Origin of the sequence: Nonomuraea antimicrobica (assembly GCF_039536965.1) — a bacterium.
GTDB lineage: Bacteria > Actinomycetota > Actinomycetes > Streptosporangiales > Streptosporangiaceae > Nonomuraea > Nonomuraea antimicrobica.
The window spans coordinates 109,185-130,802 of sequence record NZ_BAAAZP010000049.1 but is presented as its reverse complement, the minus strand read 5'-3'; the positions used below and the strand labels follow the sequence as shown (position 1 = coordinate 130,802).

Annotated in this window: 16 protein-coding genes; 7 read left to right on the top strand and 9 right to left on the bottom strand. The window is 67.9% G+C overall.

What is annotated here, in order from left to right:
- Positions 1-93 precede the first annotated feature (93 nt).
- The 4 genes from ABD844_RS13790 to serB all read left to right on the top strand — a co-directional run bounded on the left by ABD844_RS13790 (position 94) and on the right by serB (position 3,713).
- The gene (locus ABD844_RS13790) at positions 94-750 is read left to right on the top strand and encodes an SDR family oxidoreductase (RefSeq protein ID WP_344876742.1); all 657 of its coding nucleotides are present in this window, start codon (positions 94-96) and stop codon (positions 748-750) included.
- A complete protein-coding gene (locus tag ABD844_RS13785) occupies positions 747-1,754 on the top strand; it encodes an S-adenosylmethionine:tRNA ribosyltransferase-isomerase (protein ID WP_344876740.1) in 1,008 nt (335 codons plus the stop codon). Before ABD844_RS13790 ends, ABD844_RS13785 begins: the two co-directional genes overlap by 4 nt.
- 102 nt (positions 1,755-1,856) lie before the next feature.
- Positions 1,857-2,414 carry a hypothetical protein gene (locus ABD844_RS13780; RefSeq protein ID WP_344876738.1) on the top strand — a complete coding sequence of 186 codons (558 nt, stop codon included), beginning with the start codon at positions 1,857-1,859 and terminating at the stop codon, positions 2,412-2,414.
- A gap of 78 nt (positions 2,415-2,492) precedes the next feature.
- A complete protein-coding gene (gene serB / locus ABD844_RS13775; RefSeq protein ID WP_344876736.1) occupies positions 2,493-3,713 on the top strand; it encodes a phosphoserine phosphatase SerB in 1,221 nt (406 codons plus the stop codon).
- Here serB and ABD844_RS13770 read toward each other — a convergent pair whose 3' ends face one another.
- Complete coding sequence (locus ABD844_RS13770; protein WP_344876734.1) at positions 3,714-4,193, bottom strand: SixA phosphatase family protein; 480 nt, start codon at positions 4,191-4,193, stop codon at positions 3,714-3,716.
- Positions 4,194-4,478: 285 nt separating this feature from the next.
- Complete coding sequence (locus ABD844_RS13765) at positions 4,479-6,794, bottom strand: sodium-translocating pyrophosphatase (protein ID WP_344876732.1); 2,316 nt, start codon at positions 6,792-6,794, stop codon at positions 4,479-4,481.
- 1,140 nt (positions 6,795-7,934) lie between these two features.
- Between ABD844_RS13765 and ABD844_RS13760 the strand changes: the two genes are divergently transcribed.
- A complete protein-coding gene (locus ABD844_RS13760; protein WP_344876730.1) occupies positions 7,935-9,788 on the top strand; it encodes a LysM peptidoglycan-binding domain-containing protein in 1,854 nt (617 codons plus the stop codon).
- 406 nt (positions 9,789-10,194) lie between these two features.
- On the opposite strand, the gene ABD844_RS13755 is transcribed toward ABD844_RS13760, so the two are convergent.
- The 3 genes from ABD844_RS13755 to ABD844_RS13745 form a co-directional block, all read right to left on the bottom strand.
- Complete coding sequence (locus ABD844_RS13755; RefSeq protein ID WP_344876728.1) at positions 10,195-10,941, bottom strand: YbaB/EbfC family nucleoid-associated protein; 747 nt, start codon at positions 10,939-10,941, stop codon at positions 10,195-10,197.
- 593 nt (positions 10,942-11,534) lie between these two features.
- A complete protein-coding gene (locus ABD844_RS13750) occupies positions 11,535-11,957 on the bottom strand; it encodes an ATP-binding protein (protein WP_344876726.1) in 423 nt (140 codons plus the stop codon).
- Between the two features lies 1 nt (position 11,958).
- Positions 11,959-12,309, bottom strand: coding sequence for an STAS domain-containing protein (locus ABD844_RS13745; RefSeq protein ID WP_043629845.1), 351 nt, complete (start codon positions 12,307-12,309; stop codon positions 11,959-11,961).
- A gap of 409 nt (positions 12,310-12,718) precedes the next feature.
- Between ABD844_RS13745 and ABD844_RS13740 the strand changes: the two genes are divergently transcribed.
- Positions 12,719-15,211 (top strand): DEAD/DEAH box helicase, encoded by a 2,493-nt coding sequence (locus ABD844_RS13740; protein ID WP_344876724.1) that lies wholly within the window; start codon positions 12,719-12,721, stop codon positions 15,209-15,211.
- 330 nt (positions 15,212-15,541) lie between these two features.
- Here ABD844_RS13740 and ABD844_RS13735 read toward each other — a convergent pair whose 3' ends face one another.
- Positions 15,542-17,998: a fibronectin type III domain-containing protein gene (locus ABD844_RS13735; protein ID WP_344876721.1), complete on the bottom strand. Its 2,457-nt coding sequence runs from the start codon at positions 17,996-17,998 to the stop codon at positions 15,542-15,544.
- Between the two features lie 743 nt (positions 17,999-18,741).
- Between ABD844_RS13735 and ABD844_RS13730 the strand changes: the two genes are divergently transcribed.
- Positions 18,742-19,530, top strand: a complete 789-nt coding sequence (locus ABD844_RS13730) for a class I SAM-dependent methyltransferase (RefSeq protein ID WP_344876719.1) — start codon at positions 18,742-18,744, stop codon at positions 19,528-19,530.
- Positions 19,531-19,736: 206 nt separating this feature from the next.
- Here ABD844_RS13730 and ABD844_RS13725 read toward each other — a convergent pair whose 3' ends face one another.
- From ABD844_RS13725 to ABD844_RS13715, 3 genes are all read right to left on the bottom strand, one after another.
- The gene (locus tag ABD844_RS13725; protein ID WP_344876717.1) at positions 19,737-20,093 is read right to left on the bottom strand and encodes an Rv3654c family TadE-like protein; all 357 of its coding nucleotides are present in this window, start codon (positions 20,091-20,093) and stop codon (positions 19,737-19,739) included.
- 312 nt (positions 20,094-20,405) lie between these two features.
- Positions 20,406-20,690, bottom strand: a complete 285-nt coding sequence (locus tag ABD844_RS13720; protein WP_425568564.1) for a TadE family type IV pilus minor pilin — start codon at positions 20,688-20,690, stop codon at positions 20,406-20,408.
- 92 nt (positions 20,691-20,782) lie between these two features.
- The gene (locus ABD844_RS13715) at positions 20,783-21,121 is read right to left on the bottom strand and encodes a DUF4244 domain-containing protein (protein ID WP_344876712.1); all 339 of its coding nucleotides are present in this window, start codon (positions 21,119-21,121) and stop codon (positions 20,783-20,785) included.
- Positions 21,122-21,618 lie beyond the last annotated feature (497 nt).

Here is a 21,618-nt window from a genome sequence, read left to right as displayed (position 1 = left end):
GGGCCCCACTCTAAGGTCCTAGGACGATGTGCCCAGGCCGAAGGGGCCCGCAGCCCGATGTCCGCGACGCGCCGCGTTCCTACCGTCGGTGACATGACGAACACCGCACTCATCACCGGCGCGTCCCGCGGACTCGGCCTGGCCCTGGCCAGGACACTGGCGGCCGGCGGCTGGGACCTCGTGCTCACCGCGCGCGGCGCGGCCGGCCTGGAGCGGGCCGCCGCCGAGCTGGGCGCCACCGCGATCCCCGGCGACGTGACCGACCCAGAGCACGTACGGCGGCTCGCCGAGGCCGTACCCGAGCTGGACCTGCTGGTCAACAACGCGAGCGACCTGGGCGTCACGCCGCTGCCGCCGCTGGCGGGCTACCCGCTGGAGGCGTTCAGGGTGGTGCTGGAGACGAACGTGACCGCTCCGCTCGCCCTCATCCAGGCCACGCTGCCCGCACTCCGCGCGGCAGGGGGCGCGATCGTGAACATCACCTCCGACGCCGCCACGGGCGCGTACGAGGGCTGGGGCGGCTACGGCGCCACCAAGGCCGCACTCGAACAGCTCTCCAACGTGCTGTCCGCCGAGGAGCCCGCCCTGCGCGTCTGGTGGGTGGACCCGGGCGAGATGAACACCCGCATGCTCGCCGACGCCGTGGGCGCCGAGGAGGCCGCCGCCGCGACGGACCCGGCCAAGGTGGCCGCCGCGCTGTACGACCTCGTCAGCTCCCGCCCGGCCGGCGGCAAGGTGAGCCTGCAATGACCGCCGAGCTGGACTTCTCGCTGCCGCCCGGCCTGGCCGCCCACGAACCGCCCGAGGCGAGGGGCATGGCGAGGGACGCGGTACGGCTGATGGTCTCGCGCGGCGACCTGGAGCCGAGCCACCATCACTTCCGCGACCTTCCCGGGCTGCTGGACCCGGGCGACCTGATCGTGGTGAACAACTCGGCGACGCTGCCCGCGGCCGTCCGGCTGGACCGGCTGGCCGTGCACTTCTCGACCGCCAGGCAGGACGGCACGTGGCTGGTGGAGCTGCGCCGCCGTACCGCGAAGGCGTCCGAGCCGTACGGCGGGGGCGAGCCGGGCGAGTGGCTGCCGATGCCGGGACGGGCCACGTTGCGGCTGATCGAACGGGCGACGCCGCGGCTGTGGCGGGCCGCGCTCGACTGGGACGTGGAGGCGTACCTGCGGGTGCACGGGATGCCGATCCGCTACTCGTACGTGACGCGGGACTGGCCGATCGAGGCGTACCAGACGGTGTTCGCGACCGTGCCGGGCAGCGCGGAGATGCCGAGCGCGGCGCGGCCGTTCACTCCCGAGCTGGTCACAGCGCTGGTGTCGCGTGGGGTCGGGATCGCACCGATCACCCTGCACACGGGGGTGGCCTCGCCGGAGAAGGACGAGCCGCCCTACGCCGAGCGCTACGAGGTGCCCGCGGCCACCGCGCGGCTGGTGAACCTGGCCAGGCGCAACGGGAGCCGGGTGGTGGCGGCGGGCACGACGGTCGTACGGGCCCTGGAGACGGCCACGCACGCCGACGGGCTCGTCTCGGCGTCGGAGGGCTGGACCGAGCGTGTCGTGACCCCGGAGAACGGCGTACGGGCCGTCACCGGGTTGATCACGGGCCTGCACGAGCCCAGGTCCAGCCACCTGCTCATGCTGACCGCGATCGCGGGCGAGCGGGCGCTGGCCCGCGCGTACGAGGCGGCGCTGCGGGAGGGATATCTGTGGCACGAGTTCGGCGACACACACTTGATACTCAAGTAATCGGCTTTACATAGATTTTGCATTCGTGATAGGAAAAGCCGACATTTGCGGGGGCTTAGTCACTGTCGCGACCCCGTGTTCCTTCCTCACCGGAGACGTTGAATGCGTAACTCTTTGACCAAGGTCGCCGCGCTCGCCTTAGCGGCGGGCGCCCTGCTCGTACCGGCCGTTCCCGCCTCCGCCACGACCGTCGCGACCGGCTCGACCGCGACCGTCCTGGACGAGCCGTTCTCGGTCTTCGATGTTCAGGTGAAGGCGCCCAAGACGGTCAAGTCCGGCGGCAAGATCACGTACAAGATCGTCGCCACCAACAAGGGCCCGCACTACGCGGACGCGTGGTTCGTCGGCGGCGCGCTCCCGAAGGGCGCCGACCTCAGGCGGGTCGAGTACACCACGAGCGTCAAGGGCACCGAGTGCGGTCTGGAAGGCCGCGCGCTCTACTGCTGGCTGCCGCAGATCCTCGAGAAGGGGGACTCGGTGACCATGACCTTCGAGGTCAGGCTCAAGAAGTCGGCCAAGGGCACGCAGCAGGCCACGCTCGGCGTCATCTCGTATGACGTGCAGACGGGCATGGAGAACATGAGCAGGGAAGAGCTGGAGCGGCTCGGCATCCCCGAGCACGGCTACGCCAAGACGGTCAAGACCAAGATCGTTCGTTAGTCCGGACACGCTGCGCCCGTACCCGAATGCCCAACCTGCTGCGCGAGCATCGGACCGGGCGCAGTACCGTGGCTGGATGTGGACCAGCGCACCCTCCTGATCACACTGACCGGCCCTGACCGCCCGGGCGTCACCTCGCGGCTTTTCTCCGTTCTGTCGAGATTTCCGGTGACAGTCTCGGATATCGAACAGGTCGTCATCCGAGGCCGGCTCACACTCGGCGTGCTCGTCGCGTACGCGGGCGGGCCCTCGACCGGCACCGGCACCACTCTCGGCGCCATGTGGACCGCCGTCGAGCGGATCGCCGAGGACCTCGGCATGGAGGTCGAGCTGTCCACCGGGTCGCAGGCCAAGGAGCAGCGCCGCCGCGGCCGCCTGTCGGTCAGCGTGCTCGGCGCCACGCTCCAGCCGGCCGCCATCGCGGGCATCGCCGGCCGCATCGCCGCCGCCGGCGCGAACATCGACCGCATCGAACGCCTCGCCCAGTGGCCCGTCACCTGCATCGAGCTGTCGGTGTCCGGCGCCGACCCCGACGCACTGCGCGTTGAGCTGGCCGCGGAGGCCGCCGAGCAGGAGGTCGACGTCGCCGTCCAGCGCACCGGCCTGTCGCGCCGGGCCAAGCGGCTGATCGTCATGGACGTCGACTCGACCCTCATCCAGGGCGAGGTCATCGAGCTGCTGGCGGCCCACGCCGGCTGCCTGGAGGAGGTCGCCCGGGTCACCGAGGAGGCCATGCGCGGCGAACTCGACTTCGCCGAGTCGCTCAAGCGCCGGGTGGCGCTGCTCGAAGGGCTGCCGGCCGACGTGTTCGAGCAGGTACGCAAGCAGGTCGTGCTCACGCCCGGCGCCCGTACGCTGGTGCGCACGCTCAAGCGGCTCGACTACCGCTTCGCCATCGTCAGCGGCGGGTTCACCCAGATCACCGACGGGCTGGTCGACGAGCTGGGCATCGACTACTCCGCCGCCAACGTCCTCGAAGTCATCGACGGCCGGCTGACCGGGCGCGTCACGGGCGAGATCATCGACCGGCCGGGCAAGGCGCGGGCGCTGGAGCGGTTCGCCCGCGAGGCCCGCTTGCCGATCTCCCAGACGGTGGCCATCGGCGACGGGGCCAACGACCTCGACATGATCGCCGCCGCCGGGCTGGGCATCGCGTTCAACGCCAAGCCCGTCGTCCGGCAGGCGGCCGACACCGCGGTCAACACGCCGTACCTCGACGCGATCCTGTACCTGCTGGGCATCTCGCGCGACGAGGTGGAGGCGGCGGACGCCGAGGACGGCGCGCTGACCGCCTCCTAACTAGTCCTCACTGGGGCCCTCCTTGGGGTCCCAGCGGGAGAGGAGGCGGCCCTCGCCCGGCTGCAGGTCCGCCCACGCCGACTCCACGCCGATCACCGCGAACGCCCCCGGCCGGAAGCCGTAGTCGCCCCCGGCCAGCCCCAGGGCCAGCTCGTGCACGCCCGGGTTGTGCCCGCACAACACGATCGTGCCCAGGTCGGGGGCGGCGCGGCGGACCAGCTCCAGCAGCTCCTCCGGGTACGCCTCGTAGATGTCGCGCTCGTAGCTGATGTCCAGGTCGGGGAAGGCCAGCTCGGCGGTGCGTTTCGTCCTGAGGGCGGGCGAACAGAGCACCGCGTCGGGGCCGAGCCCCGCCGCCCTGATCTCGTCTCCGGCCCGCCTGGCGTCCCGCTCGCCCCGATCCGTCAGGGGCCGCTCGCGGTCGGCCAGCCCGGGAATGTGGGCGGCTTTCGCATGACGCAGCACGATCAAGGTACGCACGAGCTCATCCCGTCCTCGACGCCCAGACGGACAGGCCGACTATCACGGCCAGGACGGCGATCATGGCCAAGAGGATCAGGCCCAGGGTCTTTCCGCCGCTGGGCCGCTTGTCATCGTTCACGCGCCCAGTTTCCCACCGGGACACCCAGGTACGCCGCCCGCCCTCCGCGTCCGCTGGGACCGATGGGCGGCCGCACGCAGAAGCGCCCGTCCCCCTTCGGTCCTTTGGCAGGACCGGGGAACGGGCGCCTCGTCAGCGGGCCACGACCCGCACTGCTCAGCGGGCTACGACGCCACGGGCTCGTGCGCGCGGTTGTTGTCGCTGGCCGGTTCGTTGCTCACCGACCGCCGCTTGGACACCACGATGGCGCCGACCACCACGGCCACCGCCACCACCGTGACGCCGATGCGCAGGGCCGGGTTGCCCGCGTACAGAACCACGGCGGGCGCCACCAGCAGCGCCACCAGGTTCATCACCTTGATCAGCGGGTTGATGGCCGGGCCCGCCGTGTCCTTGAACGGGTCGCCGACCGTGTCGCCGATGACCGTGGCCGCGTGCGCCTCGGAGCCCTTGCCGCCGTGGTGACCGTCCTCCACGAGCTTCTTGGCGTTGTCCCAGGCACCGCCGGAGTTGGACAGGAAGACGGCCATCAGGGTGCCGCAGGCGATGGCCCCGGCCAGGAACGCGCCCAGCGGCGCGTACCCGAGCGCGAACCCGACCGCGATCGGCGTCATGACCGCCAGCAGGCCGGGCGTGGCCAGCTCGCGCAGCGAGTCGCGGGTGCAGATGTCCACCACGCGGCCGTAGTCGGGGGTCTCGGAGCCGTCCATGATGCCGGGCTTGGTGCGGAACTGGTTGCGTACCTCGAAGACCACGCGCATCGCGGCCCGGCCGACCGCCATGATCGCCAGCCCCGCGAACAGGAACACGACCGCGGCCCCGATGATCAGGCCGACCAGGACGTTCGGCTGGTCGATGCTCAGGCTGAAGGTGGAGAAGGACCCCAACGCCTCCTTGATCGCCTGATCGGCCCTGGCCAGCTCGGTCTCCACGGCTGTACGGAACGCGCCGAACAGCGCGGTGGCCGCCAGCACGGCCGTGGCGATGGCGATGCCCTTGGTGATGGCCTTCGTGGTGTTGCCCACGGCGTCCAGGCTGGTCAGCACCCGGGCACCCTCGCCCTCGACGTCGCCGGACATCTCGGCGATGCCCTGGGCGTTGTCGGAGACGGGGCCGAAGGTGTCCATCGAGACGATGACGCCGACCGTGGTCAGCAGGCCGGTACCCGCCAGGGCCACCGCGAACAGCGCGATCGTCACGTTCCCGAACCCGAGCAGGAACGCGCCGTAGACCGCGCCGCCGATGATCAAGGCGGAGTAGACGGCAGACTCCAGGCCGACGCTGATGCCCGCCAGGATGACGGTCGCCGGGCCGGTGGCCGAGCTCTCGCCGATCTCGCGTACGGGCCGGCGGGTGGTCTCGGTGAAGTAGCCGGTGAGGAGCTGGATCGCGCTGGCCAGCACCAGGCCGATCAGCACCGCGCCGATGGCGATGAGCCGCGGGTCGGCGTCCGACTGCACGCCGGAGCCGGTCAGCCCGGAGAAGCTGCTGGGCAGGTACCAGTACGTGGCCGCCGCCACCAGCACCGCCGAGATCCCGGCGGAGATGAAGAAGCTGCGGTTGATCGCCGCCATGCCGTTGCGGTCGCCGCTGCGCATACCGGTGACGAAGATGCCGATGATCGCGGTGATCACACCGATCATCGGGACGATCAGGGGAAAGACCAGCCCCTGCTCGCCGAAGGCCACTTTGCCCAGGATGAGGCTGGCGACCAGCATGACCGCGTACGACTCGAACAGGTCGGCCGCCATACCGGCGCAGTCACCGACGTTGTCGCCCACGTTGTCGGCGATGGTGGCGGCGTTGCGCGGGTCGTCCTCGGGGATGCCCTGCTCGACCTTGCCGACCAGGTCGGCGCCCACGTCGGCGGCCTTGGTGAAGATACCGCCGCCGACTCGCATGAACATCGCCAGCAGCGCCGCCCCGAAGCCGAACCCTTCGAGCACGCCGGGCGCGTTGCCCTGGTACAGGAGCACGACCACGGCCGCGCCGAGCAGGCCGAGGCCCACGGTGAACATCCCGGCCACACCGCCGGTGCGGAACGCGATGCGCATCGCCCGCTTCTCACCGGACTCGTTGGCGGCGGCGGCGACGCGTACGTTCCCGCGCACGGCCAGCCACATGCCCATGAACCCGGTCAGCGCGGAGAAGACCGCCCCGACGACGAAGAAGATCGAACGCCCTATGCGGACATCGGTTTCTCCAGGTAGCAGAAGCAACAGAAAGGGAATCACGACGACGAAGATCGCCAACGTGCGGAACTGGCGCGTCAGATAGGCCGCGGCGCCTTCTTGCACGGCGCGCGCGATGTTCTGCATTCGTTCGGTGCCCTGGCCGGCGGACAGCACTTCGCGCACCAGGCCGCCGGCGACGGCTAGTGCGATCAGTGCGACCGCGGCGACCACGATCACGATGGTGAGATTGTTTCCGCTCAGAACCAGATTGGACGCTGGCTCCGCTGCCAGCAAGTGCCTGCTCATCGTTCTCCTCGGCAAGACCGGTCGTCCTGCCCGGGCGGTGCTGCAGTTTTCCTCGGCGGGTGTTGCGGCACCATCCGGGTTGTGGGTGCCGCTTCCGGTTGAATCCGCGTTCCGCCGGATCACCTTGGCCGGTGCGGGGAGTCTACGCAGGCAGTCAGCGGATATGAAGGCTCTTGCGGTCGTAAATTGTGCGAGTGTCTAGTAACCCCCTGCCAGTGGCCCGATTTGGGGTCTGACAAGAGAAATTTTCCTCGGTTTACGGTCGCGGCAAGGACAGTATACGGTCGGCCCGAAATCTGGCCGCCAAGATGACACGCCGGACCAACGCCCGAAAGCCCCTGACCGGCGCGCGGAACCCCCTCACCAACGCCCGCCAGGGCCGCCGGCCGACGCCCGCCAGACCCGCCGGCCGACACCCAGAGGAGCCCCAGACCCGACACCGAGCAAGACCATCGGCCGACATCAGGAGGCCCGCAGGGCCCGACTCCGAGCCAACCGCGCCGCCCACCCCAGACCGCCACCACACCCCATCCCGGATAGCCGCGCACCCCCGTACAGACCGCCGAGCGCCCCTCCCCTCCGCGCTGGCAGACCGAATCAGCTTCACCCACTTCACCCACTTCACCCCACGAACCCGCGCCACGCCCCCGCCGCGCGTCTGGCCCCGCGCCACGCCCCGCATCTGGCCCCAAGCCGCCACCCGCACCCGCAGACCCCCGCCGAGAATGCCCGCCGGACTCCCCCATCTCCAGGCACCCTGCCCCACCAGCCCGAACGCCACCGGAACCAGACAGCTCAAACCCTGAAGCTCCCGTGACCGAGCGGTGCCGTAAATGACGCTATACGTCGACACAATGAATCTTGACCATATCTTTACTGATCGATTAATGTCTAGCGAGTTAACGGGCCGAGCAAACCGCTCCAGCTCAGCGGAGCCGTTCGCGGACGCCGCCTCCCGGCGCCTCTGCGGACCTGGGCGTGTTTCGCCGCAGTGATCAAGAGTCGGAGGCTCGCATGTCACGCACGCATCGAGCGACTGATCTCACAAGGATCCGGCTCTTCGGGTAAGGGCGTGCCCCGCACGACGCCAGTACGGGCATCTCGTCGCGCGGCCACGTCGTCAAGTAACAGAGGAAGTGCATGGCCAGTAGTGGTTTCACCTACGCCGGCCCCGAAGGTCTTGAGTATCTCAAGAAGGCGGGACTGAGATGTGAGGACGCAGCCGACGATCTCGCCGCGATCCGCAGGATGTTCGTGGAGCAGGCGAAGGGCGACGTCGACACCTACGCCCTGGTCGCAGACGGCGCAGCGGAACTCGCCAGCAGTTACAACGAATTCTTCCACGATCTGTCCGGCTCCATGTTCACACGGACCGACGCGCTGAGAAACTGCGGAGGCAACCTGACGTACTCCGCGGACAACTACGGCTGGGCCGAGGAGCTCCAACCGCCCAGAAACCCTCCTGCCCCGACGAGCAGCGAGCTGCCGGACCCGAACACCCGCTCCGTGACGTTCAACGCGACTCTGGACCTGCTGGGCCTCAGCGACGACTACGAGCGTCGACTCGCCGAGATGCAGCAGGCCTGCCTGGCCACGGCGAGAGGGCTCCGCACGCTGCAGCCGGACATCGACAAGGTCGAAGGCGAGGTCAGGAAGGCGCAATGGGGCGGAGACGCCGCCCAGGCCTACCACGTGGCCTGGACGCGACACGTCAATCCAGCTGGAGGCAAGGACCAGGCCCAGCCCTTGGAAACGTGGGCCGCGCGGGCGGACCAGGCCGCCGAGATCCTGGGCAACGCGGTCCAGGACACCCGGAAGACCAGGGGCGTCGTCAAGGCGACCATGCAGACGATCGCGGTGGTGACCATCCTCATGATGGGCGCGGTGGTTCTGAACCCGGCGGTTCGGCTCTACCTCCGGAACCTGTTCAACAGGCTGCGGACCAACATCGTCAAGGCGATCAAACTCCTGCGCACCAGGCTCAAGCATCTCGCCAAGGCGTTCGCGAAATCCGCGACCGCACGGGGACCGGTGTTGCGCGGCTTCCTGAAGAACGGCGTCGGCGTCGTCGGCGCCAACTACGTCAACTCCTCACTGGCGAACACGGCCCGGGGTGTGGAAAATCCCTGGTCGATCTCCCCGAGCATGCTCGGCACCCTGGCCTTCCTGCTCGGACTCGGCGGGGCCTTCTCGCTTCTGAAGGGCGTCGGCGCGGTCACCAGATTGGCGCAGACCCATCCCCTGGCGTTCAACATGGCGGTGGAACTGGGGATCAACGCCGGGGCCGCGACCGCCCTGAGCATGTTGTTCGAGAAGAAGAGTTTCGGCGCCGCGGTCAAGGACGGCATCATCGTCGGAGGCGTCAGCGCGGTTTTCGGCGCCGGATACTACGGACTTCTCCGTGACTCGACCGGCCTGAAGCACCTTGCCTGGCGCAAGGCGGAGAAGTGGGGCGTGAAGAAGCTCGGGGCCGCCGACCCGGCTCGAAAGATGTCGGCGACGAACGTCCGCTACGCAACAACCCCCCAGGCGACCAACCTCGCTCAGATGACGCTCAAGGACGGTACGAAGATCTGGGCCCCGAAGAACAGCCTCACCTACCGGGCAAGGCAGATCGCTCCGGTCAACGGCTTCCTGAACCTGGACCCCTTCTGGAAGGGCCGGATCCTCGGTCTCCTCCCAGGGACGATCAACTACACCTTGGTCCCACGTGGGCAGAGCGAGACCCCCGAACTCACGATCCCCAACTACCAGAACTGGGATCAGAGTCCCGAGCCTCAGCAGCCGCACTCCAACGCCACGGAGCCGGTGGGCGCCACCACGCACACGGTGCGATCCGGCGAAACGCTGTGGGAGATCGCCGAGCGGGAGTACGGCGACGGAAGTTACGCGTCGCTCCTCAGGCAGGCCAACTGGCAACTCGACGGAATCGACAGCGGCGAGCTGGCACCCGGCGCGAGGCTGATGATCCCGCAGCTCGAGAAAAGCAGATGAAACCCCGCCAGGGAACGCGGAACGGCGCCTCACCAAGAAATACGCGTGAGGCGCCGTCCTCATTCCTGGCACCCATTCCGAACGCCCATTCCGAACGCTCCGTGCGGTGGAGCCGCGCGTCGGCGGGGCGGGTGACCTGGCGTTCGACACCGATACCGCCCACGGCCAACGGGCCGAACGCGTCGCCGACGCCTTCCACCGGAGGTCCGTCCGAGAGACGTTCTGGTTTCGAGTTCCGAACCCCAGCGACGACCCAACGACACCAGCGGCGCCGCGAACGCGGCGGCCAATGCGGCCCGGGAGCGCGGACGAGGCACCTACCGCGACCCGGCGAAAGCGGGCCAGCAGTTCAGCGGGTCAGCAGGCCAGCCGGGTCAGCAGGCCAGCGAGCCGGCAGGCCAGCGGGTCAGCGGCGTTTTTCCCGAGTGCTGTCCTGAAATGGAAGGTCGGTGTCGGCCGCCGGATCGAGATCGGGGAAGGCGTCGAACACCTTCTCCTCCACCTTCGACAGGGCGTCACGCCGGGCGCCGCGGACAGCCGCCAACACCTCATCCGCCAGCACGTGACTCTCCAACCGCATGGCACGGGGCTCGACGGTTATCTCGGTAACCCGTCCCTGCGCGTCGGTGGTTGCCGTGACACGCTCTGACGCGCTCGCGCCGGTGCCGACCGCCCCCTCCAGCGCGTCGTACTCCTTCTCGATGAAATCGTGCATCCCCCGCTCTTCGCGGTCCACACCGTCGACAGAGCTGTACATGTCCTGGACACGGCGGAGAATCGCGTTCACCGTCGGTCCGTCCCCGTCGTGCGCCAGGCTCTCACCGAGCGACTGCGACGTGACCGCGGGCAGGGAGACACCGCTCAGGATCTGCTGGATCTGTTGCCATGAGTCCTGTTGTGCCGCTTTGACCGCCGCGGTCACATCGCCCGAGAGGCGATCGGCGTCGTGTCGCATCACGCGCGGATCGAGGGCGAGCGAAAAGATCGCGCCGTCGGGATCGGCCTTCGCCGTCACCAGCCCGTCGTCACTCCGGCCGACGCCGACGACCTCGCGCATCCGAGCCTGTGCCGCTAAGGGCTTCTGCACCATTCGGGCGACCCCGCCTCGGATCGCGGCCAGTATTTCGCGATCGTCATCCGACTCGAAGGACATCGGCATTCGGCACCCCAGCGGTATACGTTCCGTTCACCTCAAGTTTAGAACCATCCGTAACACCCCGTCCCAGACATCCGGAAACTGAACTCTCCGCTACCCGGCCATGAACTTCCCGGGCACGCCAACGCACCCACCAGGACGGGGAAGTAGCCGGAAGAGCCACCACCAGTTGGCTTCACCGGGCAGGCCGCAGCCAAGCCCGCACAACCACCGCCCGCCAGCGCGACAGCGCCCCTGCGCACCGCCCGGAGTGCCGCCCGGGACCCTAACGCCGATGCCCTATCAGGTGTCACCCGGGCGGGGCCCGATACGGCGGCACCCCGCCACGCGTCGCGCAGCGGGGCGTATCCCCGGGAAGTCCTCAGCCCTGGCAGAACAGGCGACGCCCGCCTGACCACCACACCGACGGTGTCCGTCAAAGCGGACCAAGCTCAGCCCGCCACGACCGCATCCCGTGCGCCTGGCATGGTGGGAACGGCCGACTCAGCCTTTCCAGAGGCCGACTCAGCCGTACCGAAGGGAAGGCCGGCTCGTTCGCTGGGCACCGAAAGGCGCGGCACCCAGCACAGAGGGCGAGGTATGAATCGGGCTCAGCCCACGTTGACGGTGGCGGGCCAGCTCATCCGGATCTTCGTCCCCTTGGGGCTGGGCAGGACCTCGACGTCATCGGCCAGACCTTCGATCACCGCGATGCCGAAGCCTGACATGAACGAGTCAGAGAGCATGCCCAGGTCAAGCGGCTGCTCCAGCTTGATCTCATCGCTGGGGGCCTGGTCGCTGACCGTGACCTCGAAACGCCCGGAGTCATCACGCAGCTCGATGCGGATGGGCTCGCCCGGACAGTGTGCTCGATGCGCCTCGACTGCCCGGGAGCACGCCTCACCCACGGCGAGCCTGACTTCGTCCAGCAAGGACTCGTCCACGCCGGTGCGCCGGGCGATCGCCGTCGCAACCAGCCGGGCGGTCCGCACGTGCGCGGGGAGTGCGCTGAACGTCAGCTCGACGGTAGCCATGCTACTTGTCTTTGCCGTGAGCTTCCTTGGCCTCGTCTACCGAAGCGTAGATCCCGAAGACCTTGGTCAGACCGGTGATCCGGAAGATCTTGAGGATGCGCTCCTGCGTGCAGACCAGTTCCAACGACCCGTCATGCGCGCGAACCCGCTTGAGCCCCCCGACCAGGACACCGAGGCCCGTGGAGTCGAGGAAGTCGACCTTCTCCATGTTGACAAGAAGGTGGAAGTTGCCCTTGTTGACCAGGTCGATGAGGAGCTCACGCAATCTCGGCGCCGTGTAGACATCGATCTCACCCTCGACCTCCACGATGGTGAGTCGGTCTTCGGTGCGGTGATCCAACTTCAGATCCACAGATCCTCCAGCGCCTCGCCTGCGAAAGTACTCTTGTGGGCCTGGCAATCTGGAGAGCGGCTCCAGACTGTCCGACCCTGACGCGCGGCATTCAACCACGCGCCTGGCTTGTGTCTATACGAAATCACGATTCCCGGCGACTTTGCCCACGGATGCAAGACTGGAAACAGTGACTTCCTCCGGATACTCCCCAGAACAGGCAGGTCCACTCCTCCGCCACCTGCTTGGCGTTCCCGCACGTCACGAGCGTGTCACCCATGTGGAGCATGTTCCAGCACGTCAGGCGGGTCAAGTCCAATGGCCCAAGTGGACCCCTGACGTGCTTGTTACGCGCTTGGCGAACCGCGGGGTGACAGGGCTCTGGCCTCACCAGTACGAAGCCGCCGACCTGGCATTCCGTGGCCGAAACGTGATCATCTCCACGGGCACGGCCTCGGGGAAGTCGCTGGCGTACCTCACCCCGGCGATCGCCTCCTGTCTCGACGGCGGCACGGTCCTGTACCTGACACCGACCAAGGCCCTGGCCGCCGACCAACTCCGCGGCCTGCGCGAACTCCGCATCACGCAGGTGCGCGCGGCCAGCTTCGACGGCGACACCCCGTTCGAGGAACGCACCTGGGTACGCCAGCACGCCAACTACGTCCTGACGAATCCCGACATGCTCCACCGGGGCATCCTCCCCCGCCATGCGCAGTGGTCGTCGTTCTTCCGCCGGCTGCGCTTGGTCGTCGTGGACGAGTGCCACGGCTACCGCGGCGTCTTCGGCTCGCACGTGGCCCAGATCCTGCGCCGCCTGCGCCGCGCCTGCGCCCGCTACAACTCCAGCCCCACGTTCATGCTCGCCTCGGCGACGGCCAGCGAGCCGGGCGTGTTCGCGATGAGGCTGACGGGGCTTGAGATGGACGAGGTGACCGTGGACGCGTCGCCCAAGGGTTCGACCACCATCGCGCTGTGGGAGCCGCCTCTGACGGAGCTACGGGGCGAGGGAGGGGCTCCCGTGCGGCGTACGGCCACGGCGGAGGCGGCGGACCTGCTCGCGGACCTCGTCCTGGCCGACGTACGCACGCTGGCCTTCGTCCGTTCCCGCCGGGGAGCCGAAACGGTCGCCCTCTCCGCCCGCGCCAAACTCGCCGACGTCGCCTTCTCCATCACACCCCCCTTCCCCATCTCCGGCTCCCCCTGGAACCCCCCGGCTTCACCCCCTCCAACCGCTCTCCCCGCCACACCCCACGACATCTCGACCCCACCACCGCCGAGCGCCCACACTCCCGCCCCTCAGAACACCCCAAACTCACCACCTCAGGACGCCACCACCCCAGAGGCGACTCCAACACCCCACACCGCCTCGGCTCCGACTCCACCGCGCCCTTGGCTAACCCCCAGCCCCCACCCCACACCCAGGCCAGCCACGCCCCCATCCACTCCCGCGTCCACTCCCATCGCCGCCTCCACCGCCACACCAAGCCCCCCAAACACCCCAAGCACCCCAAAGTCCTCAGATACTCCTACTCCGAGTTCCTCGATCTCCTCCTCCCTCACCTGGGCGCTTCCGGACCTCCCAGATCCCGACCTGACCGATCTCCCCAACAAGATCGCCGCCTATCGGGCCGGCTACCTCGCGGAAGACCGCAGGCTCCTCGAGAAGGCACTCCGCGCCGGCACCATCATGGGCCTGGCCACCACGAACGCCCTCGAACTGGGAGTCGACGTCTCGGGTCTGGACGCCGTACTGATCGCCGGTTGGCCGGGCACCCGCGCCTCCCTCTGGCAGCAGGCGGGCCGCGCGGGCCGTGACGGCCAGGACGCGCTCGCCGTCCTGATCGCCCGGGACGACCCATTGGACACCTACCTCGTGCACCACCCCGACGCCCTGTTCGGCCGGCCCGTCGAGGCGATCGTCCTCGACCCCGACAATCCGTACGTCCTGGGCCCCCACCTCTGCGCCGCCGCCGCCGAGATCCCGCTGACCGAGGACGACCTGCCGATCTTCGGCCCCACCACCTCCAACGTCCTCGCGGACCTCGTGACGCAGGGCCTGCTCAGAAAGCGCCCCGCGGGCTGGTTCTGGACCAGACGCGAACGCGCCACCGACCTCGCCGACATCCGAGGCGGCGGGGGGACCCCGATCCAGGTCGTGGAGTCGTCCACGGGCCGCCTCCTGGGCAGCGTGGACGAGCCCTCGGCCCACACCACCGTCCACACCGGCGCGATCTACCTCCACCAGGGCGAGACCTTCCTGGTGGACCTCCTCGACCTGGATGCCGGAGTCGCCCTGGTATCGAGCGCCAACCCGGACTACACGACGTTCGCCCGGGACATCACCGACATCTCCATCCTCGCCACCGAGCGCTCCCACCCTCTGGGCCCGGGCACGCTGCACTTCGGCGAAGTGGAAGTGACCCGCCAAGTCGTCTCCTACCTGAAGAGACGCCTCCACTCAGGCGAAATGCTTGGCGACGAACCCCTGGAGCTACCGCCTCGCACCCTCCGCACCCGTGCCGTCTGGTGGACCCTGCCCGCCTCAGCCGTCGCACCGCTCGCCGAGGCGGGCATCGACCTCGGCGGCGCCGCCCACGCCGCCGAACACGCCTCCATCGGCCTGCTCCCCCTCTTCGCCACCTGCGACCGCTGGGACATCGGCGGTGTCTCCACGGAACTGCACGCCGACACGGGCCTGCTCACCGTCTTCGTGTACGACGGTCACGAGGGCGGAGCCGGTTTCGCCGAACGCGGCTACGCCCGCGCCACGGACTGGCTGACGGCCACCCGCGAGGCGATCATGTCCTGTGAATGCGAACGAGGCTGCCCTTCCTGCATCCAATCCCCGAAATGCGGCAACGGCAACGAGCCCTTGGACAAACGCGGCGCCATCCGCCTCCTCAGCACACTCCTGATCCCCTAATAAACCCCCGAACCCAAGCACATTCTCAATCCGGAAAGCAACCGACCCAGCTTTCCACAAGCAGACAATGCAGCAACGGCAGCGATTTCGAGCCTGCGCGATACCGCGTGGCGAATAATCGGCAATAGCCCCTCAGCCCCGACCAGCGCCCTACCCAGCCCTACCCAGCCCTGGCCAACACCTCGCCTGGCCCGGCCAGCACCCGACCAGCACCTCGCTTTAGCCGTGGCCCGCACCTCACCGAGCCCTGCCCCACGCTCACCGAGCCCCGCCCTGCACCTTGACCAGCCTCGCCCTGCGCCTTGACCAGCCTCGCTCTACCCTCCCACCTCACGGCCTGCACCCCGGCCAAACCTGGTGAGCCCAGCCTGAAGTCCATTGCGCGACGACGCAAGTTGCCGAATCGCCGACGCTTGAACCTGTTGCCACGGATTTACCCAGCTCGCCATTTAACAATCTCTCAGCATAAATCCCGTAGGCCGTGTCCGACATAGAGACCCGACACCAACAACGGTCGTCCCAGCGTTCCTCAAGACGAATGGCGGGCGGGACCGCAGAAGTTGAAGGACCCTCAGGGACGTCCATCGTCGCCGAACTCGGCAGAGCGAGATGAACCGAGCCTTGCGAGGCACCCCGCCCATCAGACGCGCCGAGGGCCGAATCCCCCGCCCGCCCTCCCGCGCTTTCGGACAGCTCCCACGGACCGGACCGCAGCTCCGCGATCACCCGCCACCCCGGCACCTCGTTAGGGCCACACTCCCGCGAGTCCGGACGCGCCAGTCCCTCGTCAGTCTGCTCGTCCATGTGAGAGCCCTGAGGCGATGGCCGCTCATCTCTGTGCGACTCATCACTCGACCAGTGATCATCCATCTGAAGCTCGCGGCCCGACACCCGCTCTTCCACCAGCGGGTCCTCACCCGACTGGTGCTCGTCGACGCAAGAGTCCCGACGCAACAAGGGCTCCTCCATGCGCGGATCGTCACGCAACGACCGCTCACCCACATGCCAGTCCTCGCGCAACGACCACTCTTCCGCCTGGGACACCTCGCGCGGCAACCCCTCGTCCGAACAAGGGTCCCGACGCGACAGCCGCCCATCCGCTTGCCGGTCCTCGCGTAACGGCAGCTCTTCCACCCGAGCCGACGCCTTCGCAGGACCCTCGGCTCCCAAGCCCTCACCCGACAGCCGGTCGACCAGGTGTGCCGACGCCTCTCCCGCGCCTGGCAGCGGCTCGGCATCCGAGGACGACTGCCGCCCAGAAGCACCACTGTGCGAAGAACTGGCCGCCGGGCTGGGAAGCTCGCTCCAAGCGCTGAGCGACGAATCCGCTGCCCGGCCAGATCGCTGGCCCCCTTCACGAGTCGACGAGTCGTCGTCCCGTCCTGGCCGCTGATCCAGCGAACCCAGGTCCTCTTCCTCCCGCCTCGACTGCCGCCGATCGCCGAGCGGCGGCTCGAAGTCCGCCCCCAACTCAGCCCTCGCCTGCCGCGCCACAGGTGGCTGCTCAGGCATGCGAGTCTTGGCGACGGCCAGAATGACTGCAGGCCGTCGAGACGCGGCATTCGCCGACACGATGCTGCCGTCCCCGCGCCTGATCCGCACGCCGTGCGTCGTCGTGCCGTCCCGCACACCTGCGGTCGGCGTACCGGCATCACCGCCAGGTCCCGAATTTGCGGCCACGCCCATGGAGCCGCCTGCGCCGCCTGCGGAGAGGGTACGCCGTCGGGCCCAGGCACCTACGTGTGCCCCGAGCAGCAGCAAGAGGATGCCACCCGCGACATACAGACCGTACTGTCCGATGTTTCCGATGAAGGACTCGTTCGATTGAGCCTTGACCCCGTCGCTCTGCACGGGAGTGGAGTTCGCGCCGTCCTTCGCATCTGCTGAGGCCAGGCCGCCGTTCTCGCCCTGGGCGTCTGCCGTGGGAATCGGAAGGTTGCCGCTCGGCTCGACGTCGGGCAGGTCGGGGAGCTTCGTGGTCGTCGGGTTGCGTGTCGTCGGTTTGCTCGAAGACTGGCTCTGCTTCTTGGCAGGCAGCGTGGGGAGCGCCTCGACGCGCTTGGGATCGCTGCCCTTGGAGGTACGTTCGCTGTCGGTCGGGGTCTTCTTGGGCTGGGCCGAGGGCGGGGCAGGGAAGGTGATGGACGCGGCAGCCGAATCGGCCGAACCGATCGATCCCCCGTCGCCGTCACCCCTGAACGCCTTGACCGTGAACCCCACCTTCTGCCCCGCCACCTTGGACGGCACAGCGAGCACGGCCTTGCACGACGAGCCCGAGCACGCGCTGTCGGCGGGCAACCTGCCGACGACGCCGGTCTGGGCGTTGGAGACCTCGTACGACTGCAGGTCGGGCTCGGACCCCTTGTTCCAGGTCAGGAGCACCTTCTGGGTGCCCTGCCTGCTCGCGTTCACGCTGCCCGGCGCTGCGGGTGGGCGGCGCAGCTTGAACGTGCTGCTCGCGTACGTGGTGCCGGTGAGCTCTCCCTTGAGGGTCACGGTGAAGGTGCCGTTGGGGGCGCTGTCAGCGTAGAACGTACCGGAGAGCGTCTGGCCGGCCCCTCCCCCAGCGACCTTCTGGCTGGACGTGGAGGGCCCATCGACGTACAGGGCAGCTTTCAACTGCAGCAGCTCCGAACGCGCGGAAACCGTCACGGACGAGCTCGAAACTACTTCCCCGTCGGAGGGTGAGGTGATCTGCCCATCTAAGCCGCCCAGCTCGACCGCCGTCGCGGAGCCCACCGAACTGCCCTGCACGACCGTCCTGCCGGAGAACTCGCCCAGTCGCATGACCTCCGCCCGCCCCAGATAGCCGACCTGCCTCTGAGACCCGATCTGGGCGAAGTCGCCGCCGCCCTGCCACGAAGACCAAGACCCGGCCAGGGAGGCGGCGCCAGCACCGCTCTGCCCCGAAGAGCTTGCCTGACCAACCTGACCAGTCTCACCGCCTGCCTGATCAGCCTGACCAGTCTCACCTCTTGCCTGACTGGCATGACCAGCCTGACCGGAGGAGCCGAGCTGCCGCGTCGCCACGGCCGCATGAGCGGGACCGCCGAGCGCGATGGATCCAACCGCGACCAACCCTGCGACCACCACTCTGCCGACTACCGACACGACGCTTCCCTCCATCGAGAGCCTCGCGCCGCCTGAGCACCCTCGGGGCGCCCACGCGACGACCGGAAGTGCAGTCCGTCCGGCCGATACGGTCACCGACCGTCCCCGAACCCGCACCCTAGCGACTGTGTTCCTGCTCGCCCAGACTCCCTGTCACATACGGCATGGACCGAGGGTAAGCGGAACCTTACGGGAGATACACAGCTCTTGGACAGAACGTCTAAGAACTCGTGACTCGATTGCGACATTGCCCCGTAAGCCACAGGCACCACAAAGCACTCAATCGCCAATTGACAACCGTTCTCAACAGCGCAGTTACGTGATTCTGCGATGCCAAGCGGGCAAGACCTCGTCGTTCATCTCCGGCCCCGGACCGCCGTAGGACCACAGCCTCAGCCGGACAACCAGGTGTTTCATCGATGCAATCGCCTATATACAGTTCCGGCCATGATCCAGAAAAACGCGGGGCTTCCTTCTACGACGCGCCTCAAATCCTCGATCGGTATCTCACTCATCGGCATAGCGGTGTCTCCAGCCCCAACCACGTGATGGAGGAACCGGCTCTCCTGGACGAACTCGGCCCGGTCGCGGGGCTTCGCGTACTCGATCTCGGATGCGGCGACGCCGCCACCGGCCAGGCCCTGCTGGAGGCCGGATGCCTGAGCTACTTGGGACTGGACGGCTCGGCCGTGATGGTCGAGGCCGGGAGGGCAAGGCTGCGGGGGACGTCCGGCCGTGTGGATCTGATGGACATCGAGGACTTCTCAGCGCCACCATCGTCTTTCGATCTCATCCTTGCGCGTCTCGCGTTCCACTATCTCGAGGATCTCAACCCGATTCTGGAAGCCTGTCACGCTGTACTTTCGCCTCGCGGGCGGATCGTCTTCACGGTGGTACACCCGGTCCTGACTTCGTATGACCCGGGGATGGAGGTGAAACGCACCCACTGGATTGTGAACGACTATTTCGTCAATGGGCCAAGGGAGAGGGGTTGGCTGGGCGGCACGGTCACCTGGTTTCATCGCACTGTCGAGGATTATGTGGCCGCCATGCTCAACGCCGGTTTCACGCTTACGGCTCTTCGGGAGTGTGCGCCCGATCCGGATCGGTTCGATGGGGATGAGGCCGAGTTGGCACGCCGTCGTCGGGTCCCGCTGTTCTTGCTGCTGGCCGGTGGTGTCCATCCACATCTGCGGCCACTCAATTGATGCGCGGGCCCGAGGCAAGCGTCTCTGGCGCTTTTGGCCTGGTGCTGCGGCGTATCGGTGTCTGTGGCCAACAGCAGAAGCTCTACAGATGGAGTTGGGACGGACGTCTCCATGACGAACCTTTCAAGACGGGTCTATCCAGGGGCGGGGCGCTTGGGAGCTTGGGAGATTCTTGGTGAGGAAGGACGCTTCGGAGTGGGGTCCGTTCAGGGGCGGGGGTCCGCTGGGCCGGCACGTGATCTGCCCGTCAAGGTTCGGGTTCCTAATAACGGGAGCGAGAGTGGCAGTGCGGTCCGGATATCGGCGACGTCGCCGGTGATCTTGCATTCCGTGAGCTCGACGCCGTTCTCGGTGGCCAGGGCGGCTGCCTTCTCGCAGGCTCTGTCCGGGGCGATCAACGCCAGCTTGGCCGCTGCCAGGGCGCTGAGGTCGGCGGCGTTGTTGACTCGGTGGCGGGCCACGCGCACGGACCCCACCGTGGCGAGCGTGGTGGCGACCGCCATCAGCAAGCCCATGAGAGCCACACCCCACAGGGTTGCCGAGCCTCGGTCTTTCGTGTTCACGCTTCCTCCGAAGCTTTGAAGGAGTGGACGGGCAGTGGATGTAAGGGGTTGGGCGCTCTGGAGGGGAGGACTGCGGGGTGGGGGAAGGGTTGAGTGCCTGTCGGGATGGGTGGATGTCTGGCGATGGGCGGGCTATTTCGGCTCACGGTGAAGGAAGGATTGGCCGTGGAACGACCGGCCCGTCGAAGGGCTGTGGTCCAGTCCGCCATCCGCTCTCGGTCGACTGGCTGTCTGTTCACCCAGCCAGCCGAAGGAGGAAGATTCGGTTGGATTTGTGGGAGTCGGGTGTCCTCTCGCGCATGCGGTGGGGAGTTACGGTTCCGTGTCGGCGGTTGCTGTGGCTGAGACTCGGACTGCTGGCAGGGGGTTGGCCCAGGATGGGCGCACTTCTACGGATATCTGCACTTTTGTGAGTTCGGGGTCGCGTGTGATGGATACTTCGGCCTTCGGGCTGGTGACTGAGCGGGCGTAGTCGCGGACCTGATCCAGGGGTTCTCCTCTGGCTGCCGCTCGGACGGCCGCTCTGGCTGCGTCCACGCATTCGAGTTGAACGCCAACGGCTTGGACGGCCCACAGGGCGGCTGCCAGGACGACCATGAGGGCGGGCAGCATCGCGGCGGTTTCGGCCGTCACCGAACCGCGCGATGCCGACCGCGTGCTGCTAGACGAGGCCCGCGTGTGGCGGAGGCTCATTCCTTGGTGGTGTTGAGTGCTCGGTTGATGAGTGAGGTCAGCATCTCCTGGACTTCTGGGCTGCTCACGACCTTGAAGAGGAGCGCGGCGAAGGCACAGGCCGCAATCGTCCCCACCGCGTATTCCGCGGTCGACATGCCGCGCTCCTTGTTGACGGCCGCGTAGTGGAGCCACTTGTCGGCTCGCAGCCAGGGGTTTCTGATCTGCTGCTTCTGTCGCTTGGGGGTGGGGCTGAGGGTGGGTGTGCTGGTCGAACGTCCGGTTGAGGTCGTGGAAGGTGTTGCTGGGGCGGGTGTCGATAGGACAGGGGAGGGCGGCGTGCTTGCGGTGGTCATCGGCTTGGCTGCGATGGGGGTGGTCGGGCTTCGTGTGATTTGGGGATGCGAGTGACGGGGCGACGGGATGGCGTGCGAGTGGTCTGGGGCGGCTTTGATGTCGTCTGGCGTGATAGCGGGACTGGGCATCTTGCCTCCAGGTGGTTGGAGCCGGGGTCTTGTCCGGCGGGAGTTCAAGGGTGGCCGAGGGGGTGGGGGCGGGTGTGGGCCGAGCGGCATTCTGTGGAAAAGCCGATGGCGGCGGACGCATCTTGTGGATGAGGGGAGGGTCCGGGGCTGATCGCCACTTCCTCGAGACGCGTGCTGGACGTGCTTCCGGGCGCACGCTCGTAGCGGCGCACGCTCGTAGCGGGAGGGCCTGGTAGGGGTTGTGGCGATCATGCGTACGGGTGCCCTTACATGCGATGGGTGCGTGGGGTGCGAGTTCGTGCTTGGCGTGCACCGCTTTTGCGTGTGGTCCCGCTCGTGGCGGACGGTTTGCGGTGATGGCCTTGCTT

What these genes read in the sequence shown, in the direction of transcription:
- ABD844_RS13790 (WP_344876742.1), top strand. Translation starts at nt 94, where the DNA reads ATGACGAACACCGCACTCATCACCGGCGCGTCCCGCGGACTCGGCCTG.
- ABD844_RS13785 (WP_344876740.1), top strand. Translation starts at nt 747, where the DNA reads ATGACCGCCGAGCTGGACTTCTCGCTGCCGCCCGGCCTGGCCGCCCAC.
- ABD844_RS13780 (WP_344876738.1), top strand. Translation starts at nt 1,857, where the DNA reads ATGCGTAACTCTTTGACCAAGGTCGCCGCGCTCGCCTTAGCGGCGGGC.
- ABD844_RS13765 (WP_344876732.1), bottom strand. Translation starts at nt 6,794, where the DNA reads ATGAGCAGGCACTTGCTGGCAGCGGAGCCAGCGTCCAATCTGGTTCTG.
- ABD844_RS13760 (WP_344876730.1), top strand. Translation starts at nt 7,935, where the DNA reads ATGGCCAGTAGTGGTTTCACCTACGCCGGCCCCGAAGGTCTTGAGTAT.
- ABD844_RS13755 (WP_344876728.1), bottom strand. Translation starts at nt 10,941, where the DNA reads ATGTCCTTCGAGTCGGATGACGATCGCGAAATACTGGCCGCGATCCGA.
- ABD844_RS13750 (WP_344876726.1), bottom strand. Translation starts at nt 11,957, where the DNA reads ATGGCTACCGTCGAGCTGACGTTCAGCGCACTCCCCGCGCACGTGCGG.
- ABD844_RS13735 (WP_344876721.1), bottom strand. Translation starts at nt 17,998, where the DNA reads ATGCGACTGGGCGAGTTCTCCGGCAGGACGGTCGTGCAGGGCAGTTCG.
- ABD844_RS13730 (WP_344876719.1), top strand. Translation starts at nt 18,742, where the DNA reads ATGCAATCGCCTATATACAGTTCCGGCCATGATCCAGAAAAACGCGGG.
- ABD844_RS13720 (WP_425568564.1), bottom strand. Translation starts at nt 20,690, where the DNA reads ATGGTCGTCCTGGCAGCCGCCCTGTGGGCCGTCCAAGCCGTTGGCGTT.
- ABD844_RS13715 (WP_344876712.1), bottom strand. Translation starts at nt 21,121, where the DNA reads ATGACCACCGCAAGCACGCCGCCCTCCCCTGTCCTATCGACACCCGCC.